Origin of the sequence: Collinsella sp. AM16-21, from assembly GCF_003471905.1 — a bacterium.
GTDB lineage: Bacteria > Actinomycetota > Coriobacteriia > Coriobacteriales > Coriobacteriaceae > Collinsella.
Genome location: NZ_QRKJ01000003.1, coordinates 135,764 through 161,248, shown reverse-complemented (window position 1 = coordinate 161,248; position 25,485 = coordinate 135,764). Strand labels below are relative to the sequence as shown.

Sequence of the window (25,485 nt, the reverse complement as noted above, 5' to 3'; positions counted from 1 at the left end):
TTTGCCTCTTGACAATGTCCTGCTCATATTAAAAGGAACGTCCCCAACTGCCATCTTCGGCAGCGATGGCAACGCCACAGGTACAAGTGCCACCTAAGCCAGCCAAGGAAACGCCGTTGTTTTGGCAACGACAGCGAAAGCCCGCCAGAGCGAGCAAGGTGCCTTGAAACGAGGCGGCATTGACCTTCTGGTCATGCCGCCGAAGTTGAAAGGCAGATTGCCGCTCTGGCGGGCTTGCAGCGTCGAGCAGTTACGGCGTTTGGTAAAACGCCGTAACAAACTACCGCGTAACCCCCCTAGCTCATCATGGCATTCATCATCTCGTTGGTTGCAGAATCGTCGGCAGACCACTCGCCGTCGTCATTGCAGGAGTACTTGAAGGTGACCTTGGTGTCCTTGGTCTTAGCAGCCTTGGTCACATCGACCATAACCTGACCGGCCATCTTGTACAGCTCGTCATCGGAAGGCATCGAATCGAGCGCGGCGACCTTCTCCTGGTACTGGGTGGCAAAATCCTCAACGATCTGGTTCATGGACTTGCAGGTAATGGTGACCTCGGCAGTTGCGGTACCCTTGTCCTCGTCGACCGTCACGTCGCCGATCTTGTAGTCAAAGCCCTCGAGATAGCTCTTGGCATACTCCTTGGGATCGATGCCCAGCTGCTCGAACTCGTCGCCCGAGGCCTCTTCCAGGCCGGCGAGGAAGTCGTCGCCACCGTTCTTGACCTCGTCAAACTGCGTCGTAAGATCCTCGGTGATGAGTTCCTCAACCGAAGGGCCTCCGCAGCCGGAAAGCACAACCACGCACGCGACCAGAACAGCCATCAGGGGCGCAAGCAGCAGCTTCTTCTTCATGACATTCCTCCCAACAAGCGGCACCGCGCTTCCCGGCGCGGTGCACGTCGTAACAATAAGGCCATACTAGCCGCTAACGAACACCCCGGGCAAAGCAAAAGCGCAGTCGGCTCGATTTAACGTCCGAACGGTTTACCGTTCCGCCCAACGCGCAATAAAACGTTCCGCCGCATTGTAATAAAAAAGGGCGCCCGGATAACCCGACCACCCTTGTACATCCTTATGTTGCCGCAGTTTACTTGCGGACGACCTTGACGATGGCGTCACCGGCGGCGACAGCGGAGTCGGCCTCGACGGCGAGCTCGACATCGGCAAACTCGGCGGTGTTGGACACGGCCACAACGACGCAGTCCTTGTAACCGGCAGCGGCGATCTTGGCGCGGTCGATCTTGAGCATGGGCTGGCCAGCCTTAACGACGTCGTCGGCCTTGACGAAGCCCTCGAAGCCATCACCGTTCATGTTGACGGTATCGACGCCAACGTGCACCAGGACCTCGATGCCGCTATCGGACTGCAGGCCCACGGCGTGACCCATGGTGACGGTCACCTTGCCGTCGCAGGGAGCGTAGACCAGATCGTCCTCGGGCCACACAGCGCAGCCCTTGCCCAGAACCTCGCCGCCAAAGACGGGATCGGGCACGTCGGCCATCTTGATGACCTTGCCCTTGACGGGCGAGCACAGCACGTCGGCGCCGGCAGAAGCAGAGATGGAGGACGGAGCAGCGGCAGCCGCGGGCTCAGCCTTCTTCTTGAACATGTCAAACAGACCCATACGTTTTCTCCTCTTGATTAAGCGCAACGTTATGCGCATGCCTATGGTGATTATAGTGCCAAATGGTTCAAATGCTAAGGCGAGGGCTCGAATCGAGAGCCCTTCCAAGCCCTTCCCAAAACCTTTTCCCCACTGGCACTCATATTGTCGATTAAGCCAGACCCTCGGTGCCGTTGGACTTGATGATCTTCTGGTATGCGAAGAAGCTGTCCTTGCGGCGGCGCTCGTAAGTACCGGTACCGTCGTCGTACTTATCAACGTGGATGAAGCCGTAGCGCTTGCGCATCTCGCCCGTGCCGGCGGACACCAGGTCGATGGGGCCCCACCAGGTGTAGGCAATCAGGTCGACGCCGTCGGCAATGGCCTCGCCCATGGCCTTGACGTGGCTGCGCAAGTAGGCGATACGATACGGGTCGTGGATGGAGCCGTCCTCCTCGACCTCATCGTAGGCGCCCACGCCGTTCTCGACCACCATCAGCGGAATCTCGTAGCGGGCGTAAATCTCGTTGAGGGCGATGCGCAGACCCAGCGGATCGATCTGCCAGCCCCAGTCGGTGGACTCCAGATAGGGATTCTTGCCGCCAAAGGTCATGTTGCCCTCGGTCATCTCGTGATCCTTGTGGGTGCCCACAGTGCCGGACATGTAGTAGCTAAAGGTGTAGAAATCGACCTTGCCGTCGGCGATATCCTGCAGGTCGCCGTCCTCCACCACAAGCTCAACGTCGTTCTCGGCCCAGAAGCGCTTGGCATAGAACGGATACTTGCCGCGCACCTGCACGTCGGAGCAGTACCAGTTCATGGCATTCATCTCCTGCTGCGTTGCGAACACGTCGGCCGGATCGCACGTGGCGGCATAGGAAAGGATGAAGCAATCCATGTTGCCCATCTTAAACTGCGGGTAGTGCTCGTGGGCATAGCGCACGACACGGCCGCTGGCGACAAACTGGTGATGCAGGGCCTGCATACGGGCCTGCGGCGTGGTGTGGACCGCCGAAGCCGGGCCCTCAAAGCCCTGGATCATGCTGGTCCCAAAGAGATTGCCCATGTCCTGGGTGCCGCAGTTGATCTCGTTGAAGGTGAGCCAGAACTTGACCTTGTCCTGATAGCGGTCGAAGACGGTCTGGCAGTACTTCTCAAAGAAGCCGATGAGCTCGCGGCTCGCCCAGCCGTTGTACTTCTCGACCAGGTGATAGGGCATCTCGTAGTGCGACAGGGTCACGAGCGGCTCGATATTGTGGGCGCGCAGGCAGTCGAAGACGCGGTCGTAGAAGGCGAGGCCGGCCTCGTTGGGCTCGGCGTCGTCGCCGTTGGGGAAGATGCGGCTCCAAGAGATGGACATGCGGAACATGTTGAAGCCCATCTCGGCGAACAGCGCGATATCCTCCTCGTAGTGATGGTAGAAGTCGATACCGTCATGATTGGGGTAGAAGCGGTCGGGGTCGATGTCGATCGTAATCTGACGCGGCTCCTTGTAGCTGCCGCCCAGGAAGTGGTCGTCGACGGAAGGGCCGCGGCCGTCCACGTTCCAAGCACCCTCAAACTGGTTGGCGGCGGTGGCGCCACCCCAATAGAAGCCCTCGGGGAACTTGATGTTTGCCATGAGCATCTCCTTTGCATCGCGGTTCGATAAGCCGAGTATCGCCCACGCACGCGACAGACAGGGGCAGGGGTGCCAAACCCGACACTTCTTTTCGCAGACGCGCGCTGCAACAGCGCTGCAGCTGAAACTTTTTGACACCGAAGGAGCGAAGACGATCCGCTCCGCGCTTACCGGCGGTATGCCGCGGGGGTGCAGCCATACTTGTCGTGAAACTTACGGTAGAAGAAGCTCATGTTTTCATAGCCCACCGCATGCGCAGCCGCCCCGGCCGTGGCGCCGCCGCACAGAAGCTCGGCCGCACGTACCAGGCGTCGCTCCTGCACAAGCTGCCTAAAGGTCTTGCCCACATGCCGCTTGAGGAGCGCCGTCGCATAATTAGGGCTCAAGCCAAACTCCGCCGCCATCCCCTCGAGGGAGCACGCGGCGAATTCGCGATCGATATAGCCGAGCATTCCCGTCACCAGGGCAGTGGGCCCCGCCGCGCCGTCCGCCGCGCCGCGCACCAGCTCGCGCTCGTAGCAATCCATGAGCTCGGCCAAAAACAGCTGAAACAGACGCAAGACGATCTCGGGACCGTTGGGGCTCGGGTCGTACAGCTCGCAGAGCATCTCCTGCATGTAGCGCCGAATCCGACGGCTCTCGCCGCAATGAAAACGGACATGGCCCCGATGGTCCGTCTCGCTGTTGAGCGCGTTGAACAAAAACCGCGAGACCGCGCTCTCGCGCGAGAGGCTCGACTCGAGACTCCGGCGCAAAAAAGAGCGTGAAACGGTCATGCTTAGCATGATGTCGTCCTCACCAAGCGCCGCCACGGCATGCGGGCAGAGGGCGTCGAGCAAAAGCACCTCGTTGCGGCCCAGCTCGAGCCTCTCCCCCGCCACCGTTTGCGGGCAGCGTCCGCGATACACATAGCTCAGCTCCACGTAATCATGCACGTGCTCGGGAACTGCATTAAAGCGCGAGTTTTTCCTTATCGTCAGGCCACGCGGCATGCCGGGCTGGGCATAGGCAAACCCTGGCTGCCCAATCTTGCGCACTGGGCATCCGTCGATTTCGACATGCTCGGTCATAATCGACCAATCAAATGCCATGCCGTCTTTATAAGCGATCTCACTGGTGCTCAGTTCGCTGAGCCTACGCTCGAGCTCGTCGATCTCCATGGCTTGCCAATCGTTGATTTGGTCATAGTTCGTCGTGATTCAGATATTAGCAGAACGCGCCGACGCGTCCATAATCTGTGCTATGCAGCAGATCGATCGAGCCAAGGAGGATCCATGACCGCGTACTATCAGCAGGTGCTCGAGGGCACATACGACAACCACGTGCTTCCGTTTTTGTGGATGAAGGGCGAGAGCCATAAGACCATTGCCGAGTATCTGGAAAAGATCGCCGGCGCCGACATCCACGAGGTCTGTCTCGAAAGCCGCCCACACCCCGATTTTTGCGGCGAGGGCTGGTGGCGCGACTTGCGCTTTGTCATTGACGAGTGCAAGCAGCTGGGCCTTAAGCTCTGGATCTTGGACGACGCGCACTTCCCCACGGGCTTTGCCAACGGCGCCGTCAAGGAGGCCGTGCCCGAGCTCCGCAAGATCGTGCTCACGCACCGCACGTTCGACATCGTGGGCTCCACGTCCGCCGCGAGCATCGCGCTCGCCAACATGCTCGACAAAACGGAGCGCTTCCACGGCGTGACATTTATGCAGGACGGCAGCCCCGTCGACGTCGCTTACCGAGTAATCGACGATGCAGACGGCAACCCCAGCCGCCTGGTCTTCGATGCACCTGCGGGCCTCACGCAGGCATGCGTGATGTTCACGAGCGGCAAGACCTCCTACAACGAGGACTACATCAATATGGTCGACCGCGCCTCGGTGGCGCAGCTCATCGATGCTGTCTACGAGCCGCATTTTGAGCATCTGGGCGATGAGTTTGGCAAGACGATCCTGGGCTTTTTCTCCGATGAGCCCGGATTTGCCAACGAGAAGGGCACCACGGGCCCCGATGGCATCTCGGACACGCTCATCGGCAAGGCCACCGCGCCCCTACCCTGGTCGGCCGAGCTTGAGCGTCGCCTACGCGCGGCACTGGGCGAGCGCTACCTGGCCGAGCTCCCGCACCTGTGGGACCGCGAGCCGGCCGGCGCGCACGTACGCCACGTCTATATGGACATCGCGAGCACCCTCTATAAGGAGTGCTTCTGCGACCAGCTCGGAGACTGGTGCCGCGCGCGCGGCGTGCAGTACATCGGCCACGTTATCGAGGACAAGGACTGCCACGCGCGCCTGGGCGTGGGCGCCGGGCACTACTTCCGCGCCGTGGGCGGTCAGGACATGGCGGGCGTCGACATCGTGATCAACCAGCTGGTACCCGGCATGGACCGCGGCCTTCACAGCTACGGACGCGGCGTGTGGGACCTCGAGTTCTATAACTACGTGCTGCCCAAGCTGGGCTCCTCGGCAGCACACCTCGATCCCAAAAAGCAGGGGCGCTGCATGGCCGAGGTCTTTGGCGCATTTGGATGGCACGAAGGCCTACGCGAGATGAAGTGGATCGCCGATCATTTTTTGGTGCGCGGCGTCAATTGGTTTGTGCCGCATGCCTTTAGCATGGCCGCCTTCCCCGACTGGGACTGCCCGCCGCATTTCTATGCGCATGGCCAAAACCCCCAGTTTGCACACTTTGGGCAGCTCATGAGCTACATGAACCGTACGGCGAGCCTGCTGAGCGGCGGGCGCGCAACGACCCCGGTGGCGCTTCTCTACCATGCGGACGCCGAGTGGGCAGGCGAGGCGAACTTTATGCAGCATGCCGCCTCCGAGCTTTTGCGCGCGCAGGTCGACTTTGACATCGTGCCGGCAGAGGCATTTGAGGACGCAGGGCGCTATGCCGTTGAAATTGCCGCAGACGGTAGCGGCTTTAGCGTGAACGGCCAGGCATACCGCTGCCTGGTGATGCCCGGAGCCGAGTTTGTCGGCGGAGCCGTGCTCGACTTTGCCGCGCGCGCCGCAGCCGCAGGTGTTGCCGTGTACGCGCTGGATGAGTTGCCGAACAAGCGCTACGACGGTGACACTGCAGGCCGCGAGGGCTTTGCCTCCCTGGATGCAGCCGCGGTCGCCGACATCAAGCTCCTGGCGACCACCGAGCTCGCAGACACACTTGCCAATACCGGCATGCAGACCGTGGTTTGCGCCGAGCCCCAGTCCTGGCTGCGCGCACTGCGCTACGAGCGGGCGGGCGAGAGCTATCTGATGCTCGTCAACGAGCATCCCAAGCAGGGTATCTCCACTCAGATTGCGCTTGCCGACGGCACACCCGTTGCAGGCGCGCGCCTCGACCTGCTCAACGGCACCGAGCCCGCCGCCTTTGACGGCACGCTCGAGCTGGCTCCCTACGAGAGCTGCATCGTGGTCCTTGGGGCTACAGGTTCCGTTGCTGTGGCAACCGCCGAAGACGAAGCCACATGCGTCGACGGGCCCTGGGCGGTTGCCTTCTCTGCCCCTGGCACCGATGCCTTTGGCGAGTCTGTTGAGCTTGCAGACCTGCGCGACCTTTCCTCGGCCGAGTTCCCCGGCAAGGCCGGCACATTCCGCTACCGGGCCTCCTTTGTCCTGGGCGAAGCGGCCACCCGCACCGTCATCGACCTTGGCGAGGTCTTTGAGACCGCAACCGTCACCCTCGACGGCAAATCCCTCGGCACACGCATCTGTCCGCCTTACCGCTTTGAGGCCGGCGCGCTTTTGGCCGGCGAGCACGCGCTTACGATCGATATCATCAACACCCTCGACCACGCCGTCCCCGACATGTTCGGCATGACAGAACCCTCCGATCCCAGCGGCCTACTCGGTCCCGTCCGCGTGCTCGGGTAGCGACCCCGCGCAACAGCCCCTTACGAGACGCCCGGCTTAGCCGGGCGTTTTATTTACCGTTATGATTGATACATCGCGATACGAATGCATGGGAGCCATATGGATATCAAGCGCAAAATCACCCAGGGCAAGGGGCTCACCCCCACCGAGCAGCAGCTCGGGCAGACGGTTCTCGCCATGGGTGAGAACGTTCGCGGGCTCTCCATCAAGGAATTTGCGCACCAGACCAATGTCTCCGTCGCGAGCATCCACCGCTTTTGCAAAAAGCTCGGCCTTGAGGGCTTTAAGGAGCTCAAGGTCGAGCTGGTACGCGCAGCCTTGCGCGCAGACTCCGCCGCCGAGGTGGATATCAACTTTCCCTTCGATGCAACCTCCACCCCTGCGCAGGTGATGGAGCGCATGGAGGGGCTCTACCAGACCACGCTGGCCGAAACGCAGGAGCTGCTCGACTCTGCACAGCTCGACCACGCCGCCAAGCTCATCATGCGCGCCGGCACCGTGGACATCTACACGGGCTCGCATAACCTGTATCCAGCGGGAATGTTCCGCGATCGCCTGCTCTCGTCCGGCAAAAGCGCGACGTGCCACGACAGTGTCGAGGCGCAGGTGCGTACGGCGCTCGCCTCGGGCCCCGACCATGTGGCAATCGTTATCTCCTACAGCGGCCTTGCCCCCAACCTCAGGGAGATCTTGCCAATCCTCAGCAGTCGACATGTCCCGGTCATCGTCATCGGCACGCCGTACTGTGCCCGCATTCACCCCGGCTTTGCCGCCTATCTCACGGTAAGCGACCACGAGAGCATGACGCACCGCATCACGCAGTTCGCCAGCCATATCGCCGTGCAATACGTACTCGATTCGCTCTATAGCAGCTACTTTGCCAAAGATTACGCCCGCTGCTCCGAGTTCCTAGAGCGCTCGTTCCCCTACACCCGCCTGCCCGGACTCAAGTAGCGACGAGCGTGGATTTTTGGACACTCAGATAACGAGCGTGGATAATCTCCCACTTTGAGCCCGCACACAGGCCAAAACCGGGAGATTATCCACGCTCATTTTGGGTCCCCTGGGAACGCATGAGGAGGGCGGAAGACAGCCGTTATTTGCGAGGCGTCAGCGACGTAAAGAGTCCGTGTTGGTTGCAGTAAAGATATATCCTGCCGCGCCCGGTAATATGGAAGCGCGGCTGCACCGATTGCTCTGGATAGAGCTTCTTAAAGCAGATGCCGTCCATAGTCGCATATGCCACAAAGCTAATGTAGTGATCCTTGGTCATGGGATGATCGAGCGTGACGTACCAATCGTCCTCGATGCGCTCGATGGAAAAGGCGTGGTCCGCGTCCGGCTCTTCGGCCTCCTGGGGAAACATCGTGGAGCCACAGCAGCTAAAGCTGCCTTCTCCGAGCGCGTGCACAACGTTTCCGCAGATAGGGCAAACGTAAAAGACGCCTTTGAGCATATTGCCTGCACGGTTGGCGTTGGCCCGAATGTCACCAGCCAAAAGCTCGGCCACGCTTATGCCGAGTCTCTGGGCCAAAGGCTCAACGAGGGAAATGTCGGGAAGGCCGCGGCCGGATTCCCACTTGCTGACGGCTTTATCGGTCACGCCAAGGCTTTCCGCCAGGGCGCGCTGGGTGAGGCCGCGCTCTTCGCGCAGCTGCTTGATGGCATGCGCTGCCAAAAAAGTATGGGAGGCATTGGTTTGCCGTGTCTGGTTCATGGGCTGTCCAATCAAATTGAAGAAATGGAGTGAACCGGTTCGACAGTCAGTATCCATTTGAAGGCCAGGCTCGACAACCTACGCTGCGTAGACATGCGCCAATCGAACGAGCGCGGATTTTTGGACGCTCATCCTGAGTAGTCATTTAAGAACGCCCCAATGACTACTCATTTATGTCTGTCCCCAATGACTACCAAGGCAACGCCGATGTTTTGGCAACGACAGCGAAAACCCGCCAGAGCGAGCAAGGTGCCTTGAAACGAGGCGGCATTGATCTTTCGATCATGCCGCCGAAGTTGAAAGGCAGATTGCCGCTCTGGCGGGTTTGCAGCGTCGAGCCGTTACGCGGGTTGGTAAACCCGCGTAACTACTCCCGAGCTCCGTACTGCTCGTAGTAGGCGTCGATAGCGGTCTTGAGCTCGTCGTCGATGACGACTTTGCCGTCGATCTCGTGGTTGTAGAGGGTCTCGACGACCTCGGCCATGGAGACGATGCTCGCGACGGGGAAACCGTACTTGGCCTCGATCTCCTTCTGCGCGGTGGTCACGCCACCCTTGCCGACCTCCATGCGGTTGAGGGACACGATGAGGCCCTTGATCTCGACATCGGCAGCAGCCTTGACCTTGGGATAGGTCTCGTCGATGGACTTACCGCTGGTAGTGACGTCCTCGACCATGACCACGCGGTCGCCGTCCTGGGGCTCGTAGCCCAGCAGGTTGCCCTTGTCGGCGCCGTGGTCCTTGGCCTCCTTGCGATCGCAGCAGTACTTGACCTCCTTGCCGTACAGCTCGTGGTAGGCAATTGCGGTCACGACGGCCAGCGGAATACCCTTGTAGGCCGGTCCAAACAGCACGTCAAAGTCGTCGCCAAAGTTATCGTGGATGGCCTGGGCGTAATACTCGCCCAGCTTCTTGAGCTGGTAGCCCGTCACATAGGCGCCGGCGTTCATAAAGAACGGGGACTGACGGCCGCTCTTGAGCGTAAAGCTGCCGAATTTAAGAACGTCGGACTCAACCATGAACTTGATGAACTCTTGCTTGTAAGCCTCCATGCGGGCTCCTCTCGTAATCGCGTACGTGCCTTCCAGTTTAGCGCAGGCAGGGCGCGTTGCGGGCGCGCTTTGGGGCCTCGGCATTCTGTAAAGGCTTTGTCAGGGGCAATGGTTTTCCAAACATTGGGGTTGACACGGCAAACCCCCTCATCAAGAATACGGGCGGATTGTAACGGGTACGAGATACCCAAAGCGCGCCGCGCCCGGCCTTAAGGAGGTGTGCCATGGAAGGCAGTCATAGTCGAAAAACCTGCATGTCGCCCTCGGCACGCCGCGAGGATTCCGCGCACGCATAAGCGCCAACAGCCGATCGTCAAAACCACCACAAAGGTGCCTGTCCCTTTGTGGTGGTTCGAAAGCATGACGTGAGCGACATCTAGGTTTTTTGAAGCACATACGACACGTACGCTAACTCCCTTCAACAAGGAGGACCCTATGCTGATGCTCAAAACCGCCACGGTACTCGAAGCCATCTCCAAGCGCCGCCGCACGGCGCGCCCCGCCGCTCATACCGGCATGTCCAAGAACACCATATTCGCCGCCACCCATAGCGCCGAGGATGCCCTCGTGCTGCTCGACGCCACAGCCGACGGCCTCACCGCCGAGCACGCCGCCGAGCGCCTGAGCGCCGTCGGCCCCAACACCATCGAAGCGCCGACCAAGACGCTCGCCCGCCGCATCGCCGACGCCTTTGTCGACCCCTTCGCCGGCATCCTCGCCGCTCTCGCGCTGGTCTCGCTCTACATCGACGTGCTCGCCGTGCCCGAACCGCAGCGCGACCCCTCCACGGTCATCGTCATCGGCATCATGCTGCTGGTATCGGGCGGCATGAAGTTTATCCAGGAAGCCCGCAGCGGCAATGCGGCCGAGGCCCTCAAGGACCTGGTCTCCAACACCTGCTGTGCCCTGCGCGACGGCGAGCGCATCGAGATTCCCTTCGACGAGCTCGTCCCCGGCGATGTGATCCGCCTCTCTGCCGGCGATATGGCGCCGGCCGACGCCCGCATCATCACCGCACGCGATCTGTTTGTGATCGAGTCCGCACTCACCGGCGAGAGCGAGGCCGTCGAGAAGACCGCTGCCATCACCGTCGTCGAGGGTGCCGACGGCTCCGCGCTGTCACTCTCTGCCTGCAAGAACATCGTCTTTACCGGCACCTCCGTGCAAAACGGCACCGCCATGGCGCTCGTCGTTGCCACCGGCTCGGACACTTACCTGGGCGGCATCGCCAAGATGCTCAACGGGCGCGGCGAGAAGAGCGCGTTTGACCGCGGCGTCTCGAGCGTCTCCATGCTGCTCGTACGCCTCATGCTCGTTATGGCGCCGGCCGTCTTTGCCATCAACGTCGCCACCAAGGGCAACGTCATCGACGCGCTGCTGTTCGCCACGAGCGTAGCCGTTGGCATCACGCCGCAGATGCTTCCCGTCATCGTGACCACGAGCCTGTCGCAGGGCGCCAAGGACCTCGCCCGTCGTCAGGTTATCGTCAAGGAACTGCCGGCGATCCAAAACCTCGGCGCGATGGACGTCCTGTGCTGTGACAAGACCGGCACCCTCACCGAGGACCGCATCGTGCTCGAGCGCTACCTCAACACCGACGGCAACGAGGATGCACGCGTGCTGCGCCATGCGTTTTTGAACAGCTTCTTCCAGACCGGCCTCAAAAACCTTATCGACCTGGCCGTCATCGACCGTGCCGACGTGACGCCCTCGGCCACAGCGCCCGATTCCATGCTGGGCCAGAGCCTGCGCGACCGCTATACCAAGGTCGACGAGGTGCCCTTTGATTTCTCACGCCGTCGCCTGAGCGTAGTTGTCGCCGATGCCCAAGGCAAAACCCAGATGGTCACCAAGGGCGCTGCCGAGGAAATGCTCGAGATCTGTTCCTTTGTCGAGGTCGATGGCATCGCCCAGCCTCTCACCGAAGATAAGCTCGCCCAGATTCGTAAGCAGGTCGCCGGACTCAACGCCGAGGGCCTGCGCGTGATTGCCGTGGCGCAGAAGACCAATCCGCGCTACGTGGGCGAGTTTGGCATCGCCGACGAGTGCGACATGGTGCTGATGGGTTTTTTGGCCTTCCTCGATCCGCCCAAAGCAAGTGCCGCGGGCGCCGTCGCCACCCTCGAGGCCAAGGGCGTGGCGGTCAAGGTCCTGACCGGCGACAACGACCGCGTCGCCGCCACCGTCTGCGAACAGATCGGCATCGACGCGAGCAACGTCTTGCTCGGCTCCGAGATCGATGCACTCGATGACGCCGAACTTGCCGAGCGCGCTGAGAAAACCCATCTGTTCGCCAAGCTCTCGCCGCTGCAGAAGGCGCGCCTGGTGCGCGTCATGCGCGAGCTGCTCGGCCACACCGTGGGCTTTATGGGCGATGGCATCAACGACGCCGCCGCCATGCGTGCGAGCGATTGCGGCATCTCGGTCGATTCGGCCGTCGACATTGCCAAGGAATCCGCCGATATCATCTTGCTTCAGAAGGACCTGGGCGTGCTCGAGCGCGGCATCATCGAAGGCCGCCGCACCTACGGCAACTTGCTTAAGTACCTCAAGACCACAGTGAGCTCCAACTTTGGCAACGTGCTGTCCGTAACCGCCGCGAGCCTGTTCTTGCCGTTTTTGCCCATGAGCGCTCTGCAGCTGGTGCTGCTGTCGCTGGTCTACGAGATCGTGTGCATCGCACTGCCGTGGGACACCGTCGACAACGCCTGGACTGCCCGCCCGCGCGCTTGGGACGCTGCGTCCATCAAGGGCTTTATGCTCGAGCTGGGCCCCGTGAGCTCACTGTTTGATATCGCGACTTTCGCCGCGCTCTTCTTTGTGGTGTGCCCCGCCGCCGTGGGCGCAAGCTGGGCAGAGCTTGCCGCTATAGGCGACGTCGCAGGCATGGCGGCCTTTACGGCGCTCTTCCAGAGCGGTTGGTTTGTCGAGTCCATGTGGTCGCAGACGCTCGTGGTCCACATGCTGCGCTCCCCGCGCCTGCCACGCCCGCGCGACCACGCCGCGCCCGCGCTGTGCCTCCTCACCGTGCTGGGCCTGGTGCTCGTCACCTGGCTGCCGGCAAGCCCCATCGCCGATGCGCTGGGTCTCATGCCGCTGCCGCCAATCTTCTTCGCGCTGCTCATCGGCATTGTCGCCGCCTACATCGCGCTCACCCAACTGGCCAAGCGCCGCTACATCGCCCGCCACGGCGAGCTGCTGTAACGCACGAGTTGTGACGCTCGACCCATCAGGCGGTCAAAAAGTCCCGCCTCACTGTCCCCTTTGTGGTGGTTTTGGTGCGCTACGAGGCATTGGTCAGGCGGCTCCAGAGTTCGTCAATATCGATTTGGTCGCCGCCGCTCAGATAACCGGTGTGAATAAAAGACTCACTATAGATATAGATGTCATGCGCGCTGTCGCCATCATCTTCGGTGTCGTAGGCCGAAATCACGTAACGGCTGCCGTCGAGCGCCTTGACCAGCCAATACACGGAATCGTCGATTGTGCACTTCTCCTGCACTATCGACGCATCGCCGATTGCGCCGGTGAGCGCACGATCGCCCGTCGTATAGCCGCCCACCGAGAGCAAAATCGCCACGCTATCGTCTCCGCCGCCCGGCTCAAGTTCCTCGTACTCGGACTCCGAAAGCGGTATCGCACTGTTCGCAAGTTCGTCCACGTCATCCGAAATCTTAGAAAAGGTAAAGGCGAAAAGTCCCGCATCATCGGCGGCACCGTAGCCCACGCTCTCGCCTTGCCACTCATAGTTTTGATGCTTGAGCAGGCGCACCAGGTCGGCGCCATCCAAGTTGATCGCAGCATAGACCGTCACGTTGGCGTTGTCGTCTACACAGGCGGCGTCCGCCGTGGTCGCCTTCTTGGCACCGCTCGCGCCGCCCAATCCGCCCGAGCAGCCAGCCAGCGCACAAGCCAACGCACCCGCGCCTGCCACAAAGGCCGCACGGTTCATCGTCACTTCATTCATCATGTTCGTTCCTCGCTATGGTATTGGCCACGTCGCACCTAGCCGAGCGCGCGTCCAGTCTTTTCCTGCCAAAATTCGTCTATCGTCGGAGCACCGCCGCCCTGGGTAAACCTACCGGTCTTGATAGCCTCCTCGGTAATGAGATCCAAGCGGTAGTCACCGTTTTCCATCGGGCTCGTCATGGCGACGTGCCGCGCCATGTTGGAACCGCATACGCACGCGATCCATGAGCCCGAAGTAATCTGCGCCCGGTCCTCGACCGGCACAGAAAAGCCCGCGATAACATCCTCGCAGCTCGAATAGCCCGAAAGTTGTAGCGTGAACATCACGGTGCTTCCGGTGCCGCCCTTGTCGAGCTTTCCGATTTCGTCCTCGCCGAGCCATTCGGTCGCGCCGTCCTTGCTGATATTGCAGACGCTGAGCACGTGTCCCGCCTCGTCCTCGTACATCTCGAGCGCGTCTTGCCAGGTATAGCCCTGCTGCGAGGCAAACTCCTGCAACTGCCAGCCCTTAAGCTCGAGGAGCGCCGCGATGCTGATGTTGCGGTGCGCGTCCCAGCAATCTTCCGACCACGTATCGAACGCATCCGCCGAGCCGCTGTCCGCGTCGCCGGAATCGCCCGACGTCGCACCCGCGTCCATCTTGTCCTTTACCGGGCGGTCGTCGTTAAAATCCGTCGCATCCTGCGTCCGCTGTCCGCCGCACCCCACAAGCGTCAGCAGCGCCGTTCCCGCCGCCGCGACAAATGCCGTGCGCGAAAGTACCGTCTCCCTCATCATTGTTCCTTTCCCGTTCTTTAGCACAATGCCGAGAAACACACCCGGCATCGATTCACACATAAGCCACCCCACGCTATTGACGAGGCAGTTCCGTCCAGCCAAAACCAGGTTCAAAACCATCGCGTGTACCGATCACATCGCCCGAACCGTTGACCCAGGCCTGGTCGGCCATCACCGAGACCTCGACATCGGTGCCGTCGGGTCTGGTGTAATGGTTGACCCCACGAATGGCATCGAAATACGAAGCGGTGCCCGTCCCCACGCCCGCGCTGGAAAAATTGGCGGCGCTGGCAGCCATATTCGCGGCGTGCTGACGGTCGCTGCGATCGAACCACGCCTGCTGGTAGCTGTCGAATGCCGCCTGTTGCGAGGCATGCATCTGTTGCCAGGCTGCAAACTGCTGTTGCTGCTGGGCAATGTTCATCTGCGTGCGTTGGCGCTGCTCAAGCACCATCTGTTGCTTTTGAGCTGACGCTTCGCGTGCAATCGCTGGATTGAGCCGCAGAGTCGACGCCATTGATGCAAGCGCCGTGGAGGCCGCCTCGTCCAGGCGACCTTCTGGCGCAGCCAAACAGAAGCTGTCCCTGATACGCCACTGCAGCAGGTCGGCCGCACCCAGCTCGAACGACGCTCCGTCCGGGCAACCGCCTCGACCCGTGGGCTGTTCTTGCGCGACGCCCTGTCCCGCCGCTGCCGCCGCCTTGCGCTCGCGCAGGCGCTTGCCCAAAACACCGCCGATCAGCCCACTCGAAAGGCTCGCGCCCAGCAGCGCCTCGGCCCCAGCGGCAACACCTTTGCCCATAGAACCCGCGACGCCTCCGATTGAAAACATATAGCCCTCGACTTTGGCCGCCACCGCGAGCTCGGTGGGCACCGGAGCGCCCGTGAGCCGATATCGACGCATGCGGCACTCATAGACCACATCACTCGGTTCCATCGAAAAGCCCTGGATTGCAAAGTCGTTTGCCGCCTCGCGCTTTACGCGGGCACGCTCGCGCTCGATATCGACCGCCGCGCTCGATGGGTACGGTTGCTCGGCAACAACCTCTGCCCGCGCGCCCAGCCGTGCTGCACAGGCCTGAGCCAGCTCGTCGCAAGCTGCCTCCACGTGCACAAACACCTTGCGTTCGGTTTGCGTGGGGATACGCTTGGCAACGGCGCCCGCATCCACGTAGCAGAGCTCGGAGCGGTACATAATCCGCTCACCCATCGGACCCGCCGCCGTCACGCCAACCGAAATCGGGCAGTCGAAACTGCCGCTGCGCTCAAGATGCGCTTCTTCGATATGCCAGCCCCGCGGCAGCACCACCTGCGCGAGTGCCTGGCCGCCAGAGGTATCGCATGCGGCATGAAGCTCAAGGTCACCGATGTGAGGCGCATCCGTCGTGGCTGCGTCACGAGACGACGCGACGCCGGCAGTCTCCACCGGCGCATCGGCCGGCGCGTCCACACTCGGGTCGCCGCCTTCGTCCGCATCGTCATCGGCAGTCGCCCCATCTGTAGCCCCCACGGCGCCCGAGTAGCCCACAACGCCCTCAAGTCGGACGCCGCACCCCGGGCAAAATCGCACCGGCACGCCGGCGACCCGAGGCAGCTGCGCCCCGCACGCCGGGCAGAATCTCAAGTCACTCATCCCGTACATCCCTAATTTCGTTAGCTGTTTTTGATTGCGGCAAGCTGCCGCCATAACTCATCGGCACCGTTAAGTCGATACGCCGTCTTATCGAGCACGATGTTTTTGCCCTCAAGTTCTACCGATTGCTCCGAGCCATCCGTATAGACAAAGACGAGCGTTCGGCCGGCATCGCTCGTCCGCTCATCCACCGCATCCCCCACGGTGCAGCCATCGAGCGCGGCAAAAGTCGATGCGACCAGTTCGGCATCGTCGGTCTCATAGGCCGTCCGCGCCTCCCCGTCCTCGATAAGCTTGACCGCCACCGGAACGGCAGCGCAATCGTTGAGCGACACTTGCGCGGCAGTCTTTCCCTGAGCGCCATGGTCGCCGGCAACGTAAACTCGCATGAGTGTCACCGCCGCGGCAAAGACCACCACGGCGATAAGCGCGCCCGCAATTTTATTAGACGCGCAACCCCGAGACGCCATAGGTGCACCCCCTCCGTTCTGCTCTGCTCAGCATCACATTCATATGCCTTTGAGCACCAAAACGGCAGGTGACAAATGTCTCATATTCATATTTTTGCAGGTAAAAAACCACCACAAAGGTGCCTGTCCCCTTTGTGGTGGTTAGCTAGTCTTGGGGTGTCCAGGACCAGAAGAAGTTGATGAGGGCTACGCGCGAGGAGGCACCTGTCTTTTTGTTAATCGAAGCGATGTGGCGATAGAGCGTGGAACGCGAAAGGAAGAGTGCCGCCGCCACGTCCTGCACGCTGTCGTCCGAAACGACCAGTGCCTCCAGAACATCGCGCTCGCGCTTGGTGAGCCCAAAGGCGGCAACGAAGCCATCGAGCCGATCGTCAAACGAAAGCTCCGGCGCCTCCAGGGGCACCGTGTCGGCCTGGCCGGGCTCACAGCTCACGCCAAGATCGTCGGTGGCAAGCGCCAGCCTGCCGCGCGTCGCCTCGCCCTCACCGTCTTGTCCAAACTGTCCCAACAGCGAAATCGCGATGCCGACAAACAGCACGAGCACGACGCTCACTGCCGCCAGCACGTTTTGACTCGAGATAATCGCCACTGCCGGAGCCGTCACGAGCATCGAGCAAACGTTGTTGATAACACGGCCCATGCACGGCCACAGATACGCCCAGCGGGCATACATCGAAATCGCGGCGAACTTCGCGGTGAAGAACACCACGAAAAAGCCCGTGCCAAGGTAAAAGATAATCGTGGCGGCAAGCGTGTTGCCACCGTTGCCATCGGTGATAAGTACAAAGAACGAGAGCGTGGACAGCATGGCGGCGCACGTCATGATGATATTCATATACGAACGCCCACGCAGGTCATACAGGACGCCGGCGGCAAGGGCGCTCACAACCAGCAGCAAGCGCGGCCAGTCGCCCAGATCGATAGCGCCAGCGGCATGCGAGGTCGTAAGGCCGGCATTGAGGGCCGCGAACACGCCGGTGAGGCAAGCGGTCGCCACCGTCAGACGCACCACGGCACCCTGAAAGGCCGCCTTTGCCTCGGGGTCATCGTGCCACCTGGCGCCACGCTCCGACGCATCGACCGATAGCTCGGCAATCTCGACCTCGAACTCGGGCGCAGGCTCATCACGCAATTTAGCGCGGCGGACACCGTGAAGCAGCCCCACCAGCGCAATCGCACAGGCAATGAGAACAGACTGCTGGGGAATGCCCGCAGGCATCACCATATGGTTGAGCACCTGCACCAAAATGTCCACAGCATAGGAAACCGCCACGGTGCGCGCCAGGCAGGGCGTCTGCGCAAAACGCCGCGCAAGATTGGCATGGGCGGTCGATCCGCAATAGCCCAGGGCGCAGCACGCCACCAGGCCGCCGGCAATTACTACCTCAAACCGCATTGCCATAATCATCAGCAGCAACGCCGATACCAACAGCACGCCCGTAATATCGCTCGTCGCATCGATCGTCTGGGGACGGCGATAGTACAGAAATGGGCGCACGAAAAAGCCAATCACGCTCGCGCCGACAACGATGCTCTCGTAGATGACGACCTCACTCGATGGCACGAACTCGGCCATGCGCGCATCAAAGAAATACTCGCACGCCAAAAACGTGAAGAAGAACAGCGCTAGGCACAGAATCTCCCGCATGCCCCGGCGCAAATATGCGGTTGTGTCTCCCAGGTCCCTCATGGTAACCCCCACCCGCTTTGTTGTCCGGAACACCATTTTCATAAAGAACCAATCTCAATATCGAAGCCAAGTTCGAAATGTTGCAAATTCGACCCCAGCCGTCCGCATGACGCCGCGATTTTGAGCCGCATGACCCAGAAGGGGCGCGCGCAAGCTCCAACTCGGCAAGGAGTATCCCCCAACTGCCACTCATTTAAGTACGTCCCCAATGAGTACCCAATGAGTAAGCAAAGGGTGCGACGGAATGGCTCCCCTTGGCAGCTTGAAGCCGTCATGCAGGAACCATTCCGTCGCAGCCTAATGAAAGGGACTGGGTTGTAAATGTTGGAGAAGAGCCGTTAGCGCCCGGGGGCCAGGATCACCAGCGCGTCGTGCTCAAAGGGATGCTGCGCCACGCGCACGGTGCCGTCACCGTTGTCACGGACGGGCAGCTTTGCGATGCGCTTGTCCTCCATGTCGAGGACCGTCGCCGTCCAGCCACGCGCGCCGTCGAGCTTAAACTTGAGCGCCGTGGTACGCGGCAGGTACGCGACGATGCGATCGCCAACGCGCGCCACACGGATGGACTCGCGCGCGTCGTCGAGGAGCTCCTGCGCCGGAACCACGGCAAGTGCATCGTCGGCAGCCGTAGCGCCTAGGGCGGCAAGCACGTGCTCGATCGCGCCAAAGTCCCACACACCCGCAAACTGCAGGCACTCTTGCCAGCGGAAGGGCATGTCAAAGCCCTCGCCCAGGACCGAACCCTGGCTGCGCGATGTTTGCCAGTTCCACACGCCGTGTGCGCCATAGGTCACGCCGGCACTGGCGCCGGCAAGAATCGACGACCATACGCTCGCGCGGCAATCCTGCGCGGTAAAACGCCAGTAGACGTTGCGCGACGCACCCATCTGCTCGTAGCAAGGCTCGGAGTTGACCATCGGCTTTTTGGGATAGTTGGCGATAAAGTCCTGCGGCAGACGCCATGCCTCGGGCTGGCCCTCGTAGTTGTGGCCGGGCTGGAACATATAAAAGTCCAGACGGTCCAAATACTGCGCCGGAATGGTGCGGTTACCGCGGTTGATATGCATGGTGCGCAGTGCCTCGGGCGCGCGCTTGACGACCTCGTCGAGGGCGTCCTCGTAATAGGCGATCGCCTCGTCGCCGGCAAAGTCGGTATCGCCCGCCACCACGTAGACGGGGTCGAACTCGCCCAGGTTCTCGACGACGCGGGCAACGTGGGCGCGAACCTCCTCACGCGGCATAATCTCGGCACCGCAACGCTCGGCGATCTTGGCACCCCAGGTACCGGGCACGTAGTTGCACCACATGAGCACGAGCGCCGGACGAATGCCGTGCTCGACGGCCGCGCGGCACATGGCGGCGGCACGATCCCAATACGCCTGGTTGGGGCAGGACCAATCAAAGTGCACGCCATCCTCGCTGGCATAGGGCCAAATGCCCAGGTCGGGACAGCAGCGATCCCACTGCGGCAACGTGTTGATCTGCAGCACGTTCATGCCCTGCTCGGCACGGCGGGTCAGGTAGTAATCCCAGTCGTTCTCGGCGATGCTCGTAAATGCGCTCCAGCACGTATCGGCAAACCAGAAGAACGGTTTGCCCTCGCACAAAAAGCCGTCCTGGCGACCGTTGGCGGTCAGCTTTCCCAAACTCATCTGCATGTCCTTTCGTTTGATAAAGGATTTGCGAACCGCCGGGGGCTTTCGCGATAACCCCGCGCGAAAGCCCCCGGCGCTTGGCAAACCCTCGCGGGCGAATCTCACCCGCCTCCATCAGTCTACCTTGCAAGAAGGGCCCCGCCGGGCTTACGCCTGACGGGGCCCTGTCGTGTAGGTGAGGTCTTATGCGACCGAACGGTTTGGCCTTAGGCCTCCATCTCGGCGAGCTCCTCCTTGGAGAAGCCGGAGACAAAGACGACGGCAGCGGCGATGACAAAGGAGATTGCCATACCAACGATAGCCCAGACGGTGTTCATCTGGCCACCCTGCAGGTAGTTGGTGAAGACCAGGAAGTTGGAGGCACCGCCTGCGAGGTAGTAGGTAACCCCCATGAGGCCGGAGAACACAGCGCCGATGGCACCGCCGATGAACATGCCAAACATGGTGCGACGGAAGCGCATGAGGATGCCGAAGAGCGCGGGCTCGGTGACGCCGCCGGCGATGGCGGAGATGACGTAACCGATGGCGAGAGACTTCTCGTCGGGGTTCTTCATCTTGAGGAAGGCACCGAAGGCGCAGCCCCAGACAGCGGCCATAGCGCAGTTGGTGGAAACGAAGACGAAGGGATCGTAACCGGCAGCGATGATCTGAACCTGGGCGAGCAGGATGACGGGCATGTGCATGCCGCAGACCACGAAGAGCTGCCAGAAGGCGCCGAGGACGGCCATGACGATCAGGATGCCGATGCCGCCAAGGTCAGCAAGGCCGAAGAGGGCGTTGGCGATCAGTGTACCGATCTCGTTGCCGATCGGAGCGAGGACGATGAAGGCAATGGGGATCGTGACGATCATGGTGCAGAACGGCGTGAAGACCGTGGAGAGCACGTCGGGCATGACCTTCTTAAAGAACTTCTCGACGAAGTAGAGGACAGGCACCGAAAGGATGATCGGCAGGACGGACTGCTGATAGTTGGCAGCAGCGATCTGGATGCCGTAGACGGAGATGATGCCGCCGCCCTCCTGGGTGGCGACGCTCACCACGGAAGGAGCCATGAGGGCGCCACCGAGCAGCATGCCGAGCACCGGGCTGGCGCCGAGCTTCTTAGCCGCGGCATAACCCAGGTAGATGGGGATAAAGGTGAACGTGGCCTCGTACAGCGTGGTGTAGAGGAACGTATAGGTCGGGTCGTCGGCCGAGAGCACACCGAGCATGGTGGGGCCGAGGACGGCCGCGATGGTACGGAACAGACCGCCGGCCATGAGCAGCGGGATGAGCTGGGTCATGGAGCCCGACAGATAGTCGAGGATGATATTGGGCAGGTTCTTGAGCTCGAACTTCTCCTTGGGAGCATCGAGGTTCTCGTTGACGGCCTCACCCTGCTTGACACCGGAGATGGCGACGAACTCGGCGAGCACCTTGGGCACGTTCTGGCCGATGATGACCTGGAGCTGGCTGCCGGCAAACTGGCAACCCAGAACACCCTTGACCTTCTTGATCTTCTCCACGTCGGCCTTGCTGTTATCCTTGAGCGTCAGACGCAGGCGCGTCATGCAGTTGGTGGCAACGGAAACATTCTCCGCACCGCCCACGAGCTCGAGGACATCGGTGGCAATCTGCTTGTTATCTACTGCCATGGGACCCCTCCCCATATCTTCGTGTGCCAGCCCCCTTGGGCTTAGGCACGCCTTTGGCCCGGCGACTATAACCCCTTACGGTTGCCGGACCCTTGGATACGCTTTTGTAAACAAGGTGTTTACTGAACGTTTACGGGCTTTAGTTTACACGGAGCGCCGAATTTATGGCAATTTTGCCGTCTACAGTCCGGTGAACGGTAGGAAATCGGGGGTGAACGTATTTGAATGGCGGGAGATGGTCTCTTTGACCATCTATTGATATATAGCCATTTACGTGGGATTTTATTTTGATGAACACCTCACTGATCTGTTAACTCATCAACAGAATCCCTGCTAGAAGCTAGTAAACATACGTTTAGTAGTTCACGACGTGTTCATTTTTGCCGTTTACCGAGTTCATCTGGTTATTCTTCAATTCTAGATTACACTAAACATGTTTAGTTTGTATTGCCGCAGATGCCAGGCATTCGCGGCGTAAGGGAGGCAGCTCATGGAGCTCAAATTGTGTACCTACGCAACCGTCACCACCTTGGGCGACTTTGGCCCCTGGATCAGCAAGGTCGTACTCGACCTGCCCTGCACCGTGCGCGCCAACGACATCGACGCGAACACCTTCCATATATATGTAGAGCGTCACGAGCGCTCGGGCGAGGTTCTGATGCGCAAGGAGCGCGGCGCCGACCATGCCGCGCCCTCCGTGGGTTACATCGACATTCTCGCCGCATATCCGTGCGACGAGAACGGACGTAAGCTCGCCGTGGGCACCCATGTGGCGCTCGAGGTCGCCGAGCAGCGCCTGACCAAGACCATCGAAGGCGGCGTCATGGGCTCGCGCATGCTCGATGACCAGCTGCGCATCACGCAGCTCACAGCTCTTCCCGGCAACGACGGCGACGATCCCACCTGCGGCCTGGTCTTCGACACCTGCCGTGGCGATATCTGCCCCGCGCTCAAAGGCTGGAGCAACGCCACGCAAAAGACCGCCGTCGACGGCATCGCGCTCGAATACGGCTTCTTTGAGCCCACCTTTAAGGCCGAAGACTCGGCATGCTTCAACCCCTTTGCGCCCGAGGCGACGGTCGTGCCCCAAAGAGCACCGCTCGTGGTGTATCTGCACGGCGCCGGCGAGGGCAAGGGCGCCACGCAAGGCGAAGGCGCTACGCGCGCCTATATCGGCAACCGCGTGACGGCCATTAGTCAGGCGCAGATCCAGCGCTACTTTGGCGGCTTTGCCTGGGTGCTCGTGCCGCAGTCGCCCACGTTTTGGATGGACAACGGCGTCGAGCAACTCGGTCGCTCCAACCAGAGCATCTACTCCTCCGTGCTCAAGGCGCTTATCGACGAGTTTGTCGCCGAGCATGTCGACCGCATCGACACCGACCGCATCGTGGTCGCCGGTCTTTCCAACGGCGGCTTTATGACCCTGCGCCTGTGCGCCGACTACCCCGATTTCTTCGCCGCGGGCCTTCCCTGCTGCGCCCCGTGGTACAACGCCACGGACAAGGACGTGGCCGCGCTCGCCAAGACGCCGCTGTGGTTTACGCACTCCAAGGGCGACGAGCTCGTGCACCCGCAACAGACCGTGCTGCCGCTGTTCGCGCGCCTGCGCGGTGCCGGCGCCAACGTGCATCTCACCTACTTTAGCCATGTCGAGGACCTGACCGGCGTGTATCGCGAGGCCGACGGCTCGGCCAAAAAGACGTTCAACCACGGCGTGTGGATCCACCAATTCAACGACCTGTGTTATCAAGACTTCGACGGGGGCAACGTACTCATCGACGGCGAGCCGGTGGGCTGCTGGGAGTGGTCGGCCAGGGTTTCGAGGTAACCATCCCATCGGGGGCTCTGACCTTTAGTTTTGTAAACGTCCTCGCGCATGAGCCCCGCTTATCCTGCTCCTTCGGAGCATCGGATAAGCGGGGCTCGCGCTGCGGAATGTTTACAAAACTAAAGGTCAGAGCCCCCCTAAGTTAACGTTGTTCGAAACGCTGGTCGGCCGCTTCCGGCGGGCCGCCGGGTCGCGGGCGATGGGGGCGTGGGTCCCGTCTTGCCTTGCGCGTAACTGGCTGAATTGATTTTGATTGGAGCTGTTCCTATGTCCCAGAAGTTGACTCGGGTGATTGTTACCACTGATATGGAAGTCGATGATATGAACTCGCTTGTTCATTTGGCTCTGTATCTCAACTTGCTTGATGTTCAGGCTGTGGTGTATACGGCTTCGCAGTATCACTTTCTTGGGGATGGGGTTCATACGCTCGGCGAGGTGAATTCGCATTGGCGGACCAAAGGGCGGCGCTCTTATGAGTGGGCTGTTGTGCCTCATGAACCCGATCCACTGGCAGGGGAGCTTCGTGAGTATCGTCCGTTTCCCGAGCATTGGATTGAGAGCCTCTGGAGCAATGAATATGCCCAGGCTTGGCCGCAGTTGCAGGCAAATGCGGCCGCTGCCGGTGAGCCGCCGTTTCCCACGCCCGCCCAGATAATCGAGCGCACCTTTGTGGGAAATGTTGCCTTTGAGGGTGATGTGCGCGAGGAGACTGAAGGGTCTCACGTCATCGCCGATGCCATCATGGACGATGACCCGCGCACGCTGTGGCTGCTCAGCTGGGGTGGTATGAATACGATCGTTCGCGCCCTCATGAGTATTGCCGAGCGTTATCGCGCCACACCCGAGTGGCCCGCCGTACAGCAGCGGGTCTATCAGAAGGTGCGCGTGATGGGCGTTGCCGATGTCGTGGGACAGGACAACTCGTGGCTCGACCATGGGCGTGAGCTCTTTCCCGAGCTCATCTTTTGGCGTACGCCCTATATGTATGGCAACTATTTCGACGCCAAAACAGCTCAGCCCGATACGCTTCCGCTGTTTAAGGCTCCTTGGCCCGAGCAGAATCTCACGCAGGGCAACGAACCCCTCATGGCACGCTATATGCTCTATGGCGATGGTAAGGTCTACGAAAACGAACCCGAGCGCTTTCAGTTTGGCAAGCATGCCCGCCTGGATTGGGGCCTGGAAGGCATGCCCGCGGTGCAGTTTGAGCGCGGCGACTTTATGGCCGAAGGCGACAGCATGACCTATATTCCACTGCTGCCGTTTGGCCTGCGCGGCATCGACGACCGCGACTTCGATACGCTGCTGGGCCGCATGTTTCTTGATGGACACCCCGATGCGAGCGCGCCCGCCGGTTTTGCCGCCCTCGGCACGCCCGCAGACGACAATCTCAATCCCTACCTGCGCGCCTATCAGGAAGACTTTGCCGTCCGCGCGCAATGGTGCGCCCATGATCCGGCCATCTGCTCGCATCCGGCACATGTTGTCGAGGTCACGGCCGACCGCAGCGCCGCAGCCGGCGAGCGCGTCGCCCTTGCGGCAACCATCGTCGACCCCGACGACAAGGGCTTCGATGCACATTGGGATGTGGCCGTAGACCCATCGAGCTATGCAGGCGTCCAGGATCTGTCGATGTGGCAAGAATGCACGGTGGACACCGCTTTCATCGTGCCCGCCGACGCGCAGCCCGGTGACCGCTTCGTACTCACGCTTACCGTGCAGACGCGCGCCGAGCGCCCCTGCAGCCGCTACGCCCAGGTCGCCGTGACTGTGGCATAGCAAGGGCGACGCCCACATTCGACAAAGAGTGTCCCCAGGCGCCAAACGAGCGGGGATTTTTGGACACCCAAATGACGAGAGTGGAAATCTCCCACTTTGAGCCTGCACATAGGCCAAAAATGGGAGATTATCCACTCTCGTTCTGCGAGCACTCATTGGGGACGTACTTAAATGAGTAGTTTCACTCATT

General features: G+C 61.0%; 18 protein-coding genes. 5 read left to right on the top strand and 13 right to left on the bottom strand.

Annotation, left to right across the window (positions count from 1 at the left end; translation table 11 throughout):
* Positions 1-296: 296 nt before the first annotated feature.
* The 4 genes from DW180_RS03030 to DW180_RS03015 all read right to left on the bottom strand — a co-directional run bounded on the left by DW180_RS03030 (position 297) and on the right by DW180_RS03015 (position 4,386).
* On the bottom strand, positions 297-854 hold the full coding sequence (locus tag DW180_RS03030; protein ID WP_117634513.1) for a hypothetical protein: 558 nt from the start codon (positions 852-854) through the stop codon (positions 297-299).
* A gap of 235 nt (positions 855-1,089) precedes the next feature.
* Complete coding sequence (locus tag DW180_RS03025; protein ID WP_117634515.1) at positions 1,090-1,626, bottom strand: PTS glucose transporter subunit IIA; 537 nt, start codon at positions 1,624-1,626, stop codon at positions 1,090-1,092.
* A 151-nt stretch (positions 1,627-1,777) separates the two neighbouring features.
* Positions 1,778-3,226, bottom strand: coding sequence for a glycoside hydrolase family 1 protein (locus tag DW180_RS03020; RefSeq protein WP_118237371.1), 1,449 nt, complete (start codon positions 3,224-3,226; stop codon positions 1,778-1,780).
* A gap of 167 nt (positions 3,227-3,393) precedes the next feature.
* Positions 3,394-4,386, bottom strand: a complete 993-nt coding sequence (locus tag DW180_RS03015) for a helix-turn-helix domain-containing protein (RefSeq protein ID WP_117797326.1) — start codon at positions 4,384-4,386, stop codon at positions 3,394-3,396.
* A gap of 114 nt (positions 4,387-4,500) precedes the next feature.
* Between DW180_RS03015 and DW180_RS03010 the strand changes: the two genes are divergently transcribed.
* A complete protein-coding gene (locus DW180_RS03010; protein WP_117797328.1) occupies positions 4,501-7,092 on the top strand; it encodes a glycoside hydrolase family 2 in 2,592 nt (863 codons plus the stop codon).
* A gap of 99 nt (positions 7,093-7,191) precedes the next feature.
* Complete coding sequence (locus DW180_RS03005; protein ID WP_117797330.1) at positions 7,192-8,046, top strand: MurR/RpiR family transcriptional regulator; 855 nt, start codon at positions 7,192-7,194, stop codon at positions 8,044-8,046.
* Positions 8,047-8,188: 142 nt separating this feature from the next.
* Here the strand turns inward: DW180_RS03005 and DW180_RS03000 are convergent, their stop codons facing one another.
* Both DW180_RS03000 and pyrE read right to left on the bottom strand, forming a co-directional pair.
* Positions 8,189-8,809, bottom strand: a complete 621-nt coding sequence (locus tag DW180_RS03000) for a helix-turn-helix domain-containing protein (protein WP_055250846.1) — start codon at positions 8,807-8,809, stop codon at positions 8,189-8,191.
* Positions 8,810-9,176: 367 nt separating this feature from the next.
* On the bottom strand, positions 9,177-9,860 hold the full coding sequence (pyrE, locus tag DW180_RS02995) for an orotate phosphoribosyltransferase (RefSeq protein WP_006236284.1): 684 nt from the start codon (positions 9,858-9,860) through the stop codon (positions 9,177-9,179).
* Positions 9,861-10,295: 435 nt separating this feature from the next.
* Between pyrE and mgtA the strand changes: the two genes are divergently transcribed.
* Positions 10,296-13,064, top strand: a complete 2,769-nt coding sequence (mgtA, locus tag DW180_RS02990) for a magnesium-translocating P-type ATPase (protein ID WP_118237369.1) — start codon at positions 10,296-10,298, stop codon at positions 13,062-13,064.
* Between the two features lie 79 nt (positions 13,065-13,143).
* Here mgtA and DW180_RS02985 read toward each other — a convergent pair whose 3' ends face one another.
* The 7 genes from DW180_RS02985 to DW180_RS02955 all read right to left on the bottom strand — a co-directional run bounded on the left by DW180_RS02985 (position 13,144) and on the right by DW180_RS02955 (position 21,688).
* Entirely contained in the window at positions 13,144-13,830 is a 687-nt protein-coding gene (locus DW180_RS02985; RefSeq protein WP_118237367.1) for a hypothetical protein, read from the bottom strand.
* 35 nt (positions 13,831-13,865) lie between these two features.
* Complete coding sequence (locus DW180_RS02980; RefSeq protein ID WP_118237365.1) at positions 13,866-14,603, bottom strand: hypothetical protein; 738 nt, start codon at positions 14,601-14,603, stop codon at positions 13,866-13,868.
* 76 nt (positions 14,604-14,679) lie between these two features.
* On the bottom strand, positions 14,680-16,239 hold the full coding sequence (locus DW180_RS02975) for a zinc ribbon domain-containing protein (RefSeq protein WP_147357369.1): 1,560 nt from the start codon (positions 16,237-16,239) through the stop codon (positions 14,680-14,682).
* A 20-nt stretch (positions 16,240-16,259) separates the two neighbouring features.
* Positions 16,260-16,709: a hypothetical protein gene (locus tag DW180_RS02970; RefSeq protein ID WP_117806556.1), complete on the bottom strand. Its 450-nt coding sequence runs from the start codon at positions 16,707-16,709 to the stop codon at positions 16,260-16,262.
* Positions 16,710-16,854: 145 nt separating this feature from the next.
* On the bottom strand, positions 16,855-18,399 hold the full coding sequence (locus DW180_RS02965; RefSeq protein WP_233545161.1) for a helix-turn-helix transcriptional regulator: 1,545 nt from the start codon (positions 18,397-18,399) through the stop codon (positions 16,855-16,857).
* 338 nt (positions 18,400-18,737) lie between these two features.
* Positions 18,738-20,051 (bottom strand): DUF4038 domain-containing protein, encoded by a 1,314-nt coding sequence (locus DW180_RS02960; protein ID WP_117637213.1) that lies wholly within the window; start codon positions 20,049-20,051, stop codon positions 18,738-18,740.
* Between the two features lie 209 nt (positions 20,052-20,260).
* A complete protein-coding gene (locus DW180_RS02955; RefSeq protein ID WP_117736925.1) occupies positions 20,261-21,688 on the bottom strand; it encodes a PTS transporter subunit EIIC in 1,428 nt (475 codons plus the stop codon).
* Positions 21,689-22,178: 490 nt separating this feature from the next.
* On the opposite strand from DW180_RS02955, the gene DW180_RS02950 reads away from it, so the two are divergent.
* Positions 22,179-23,516, top strand: a complete 1,338-nt coding sequence (locus DW180_RS02950) for a prolyl oligopeptidase family serine peptidase (RefSeq protein ID WP_118237359.1) — start codon at positions 22,179-22,181, stop codon at positions 23,514-23,516.
* 288 nt (positions 23,517-23,804) lie between these two features.
* A complete protein-coding gene (locus DW180_RS02945) occupies positions 23,805-25,295 on the top strand; it encodes a nucleoside hydrolase-like domain-containing protein (RefSeq protein ID WP_233545160.1) in 1,491 nt (496 codons plus the stop codon).
* The last annotated feature ends 190 nt before the right edge of the window (positions 25,296-25,485 follow it).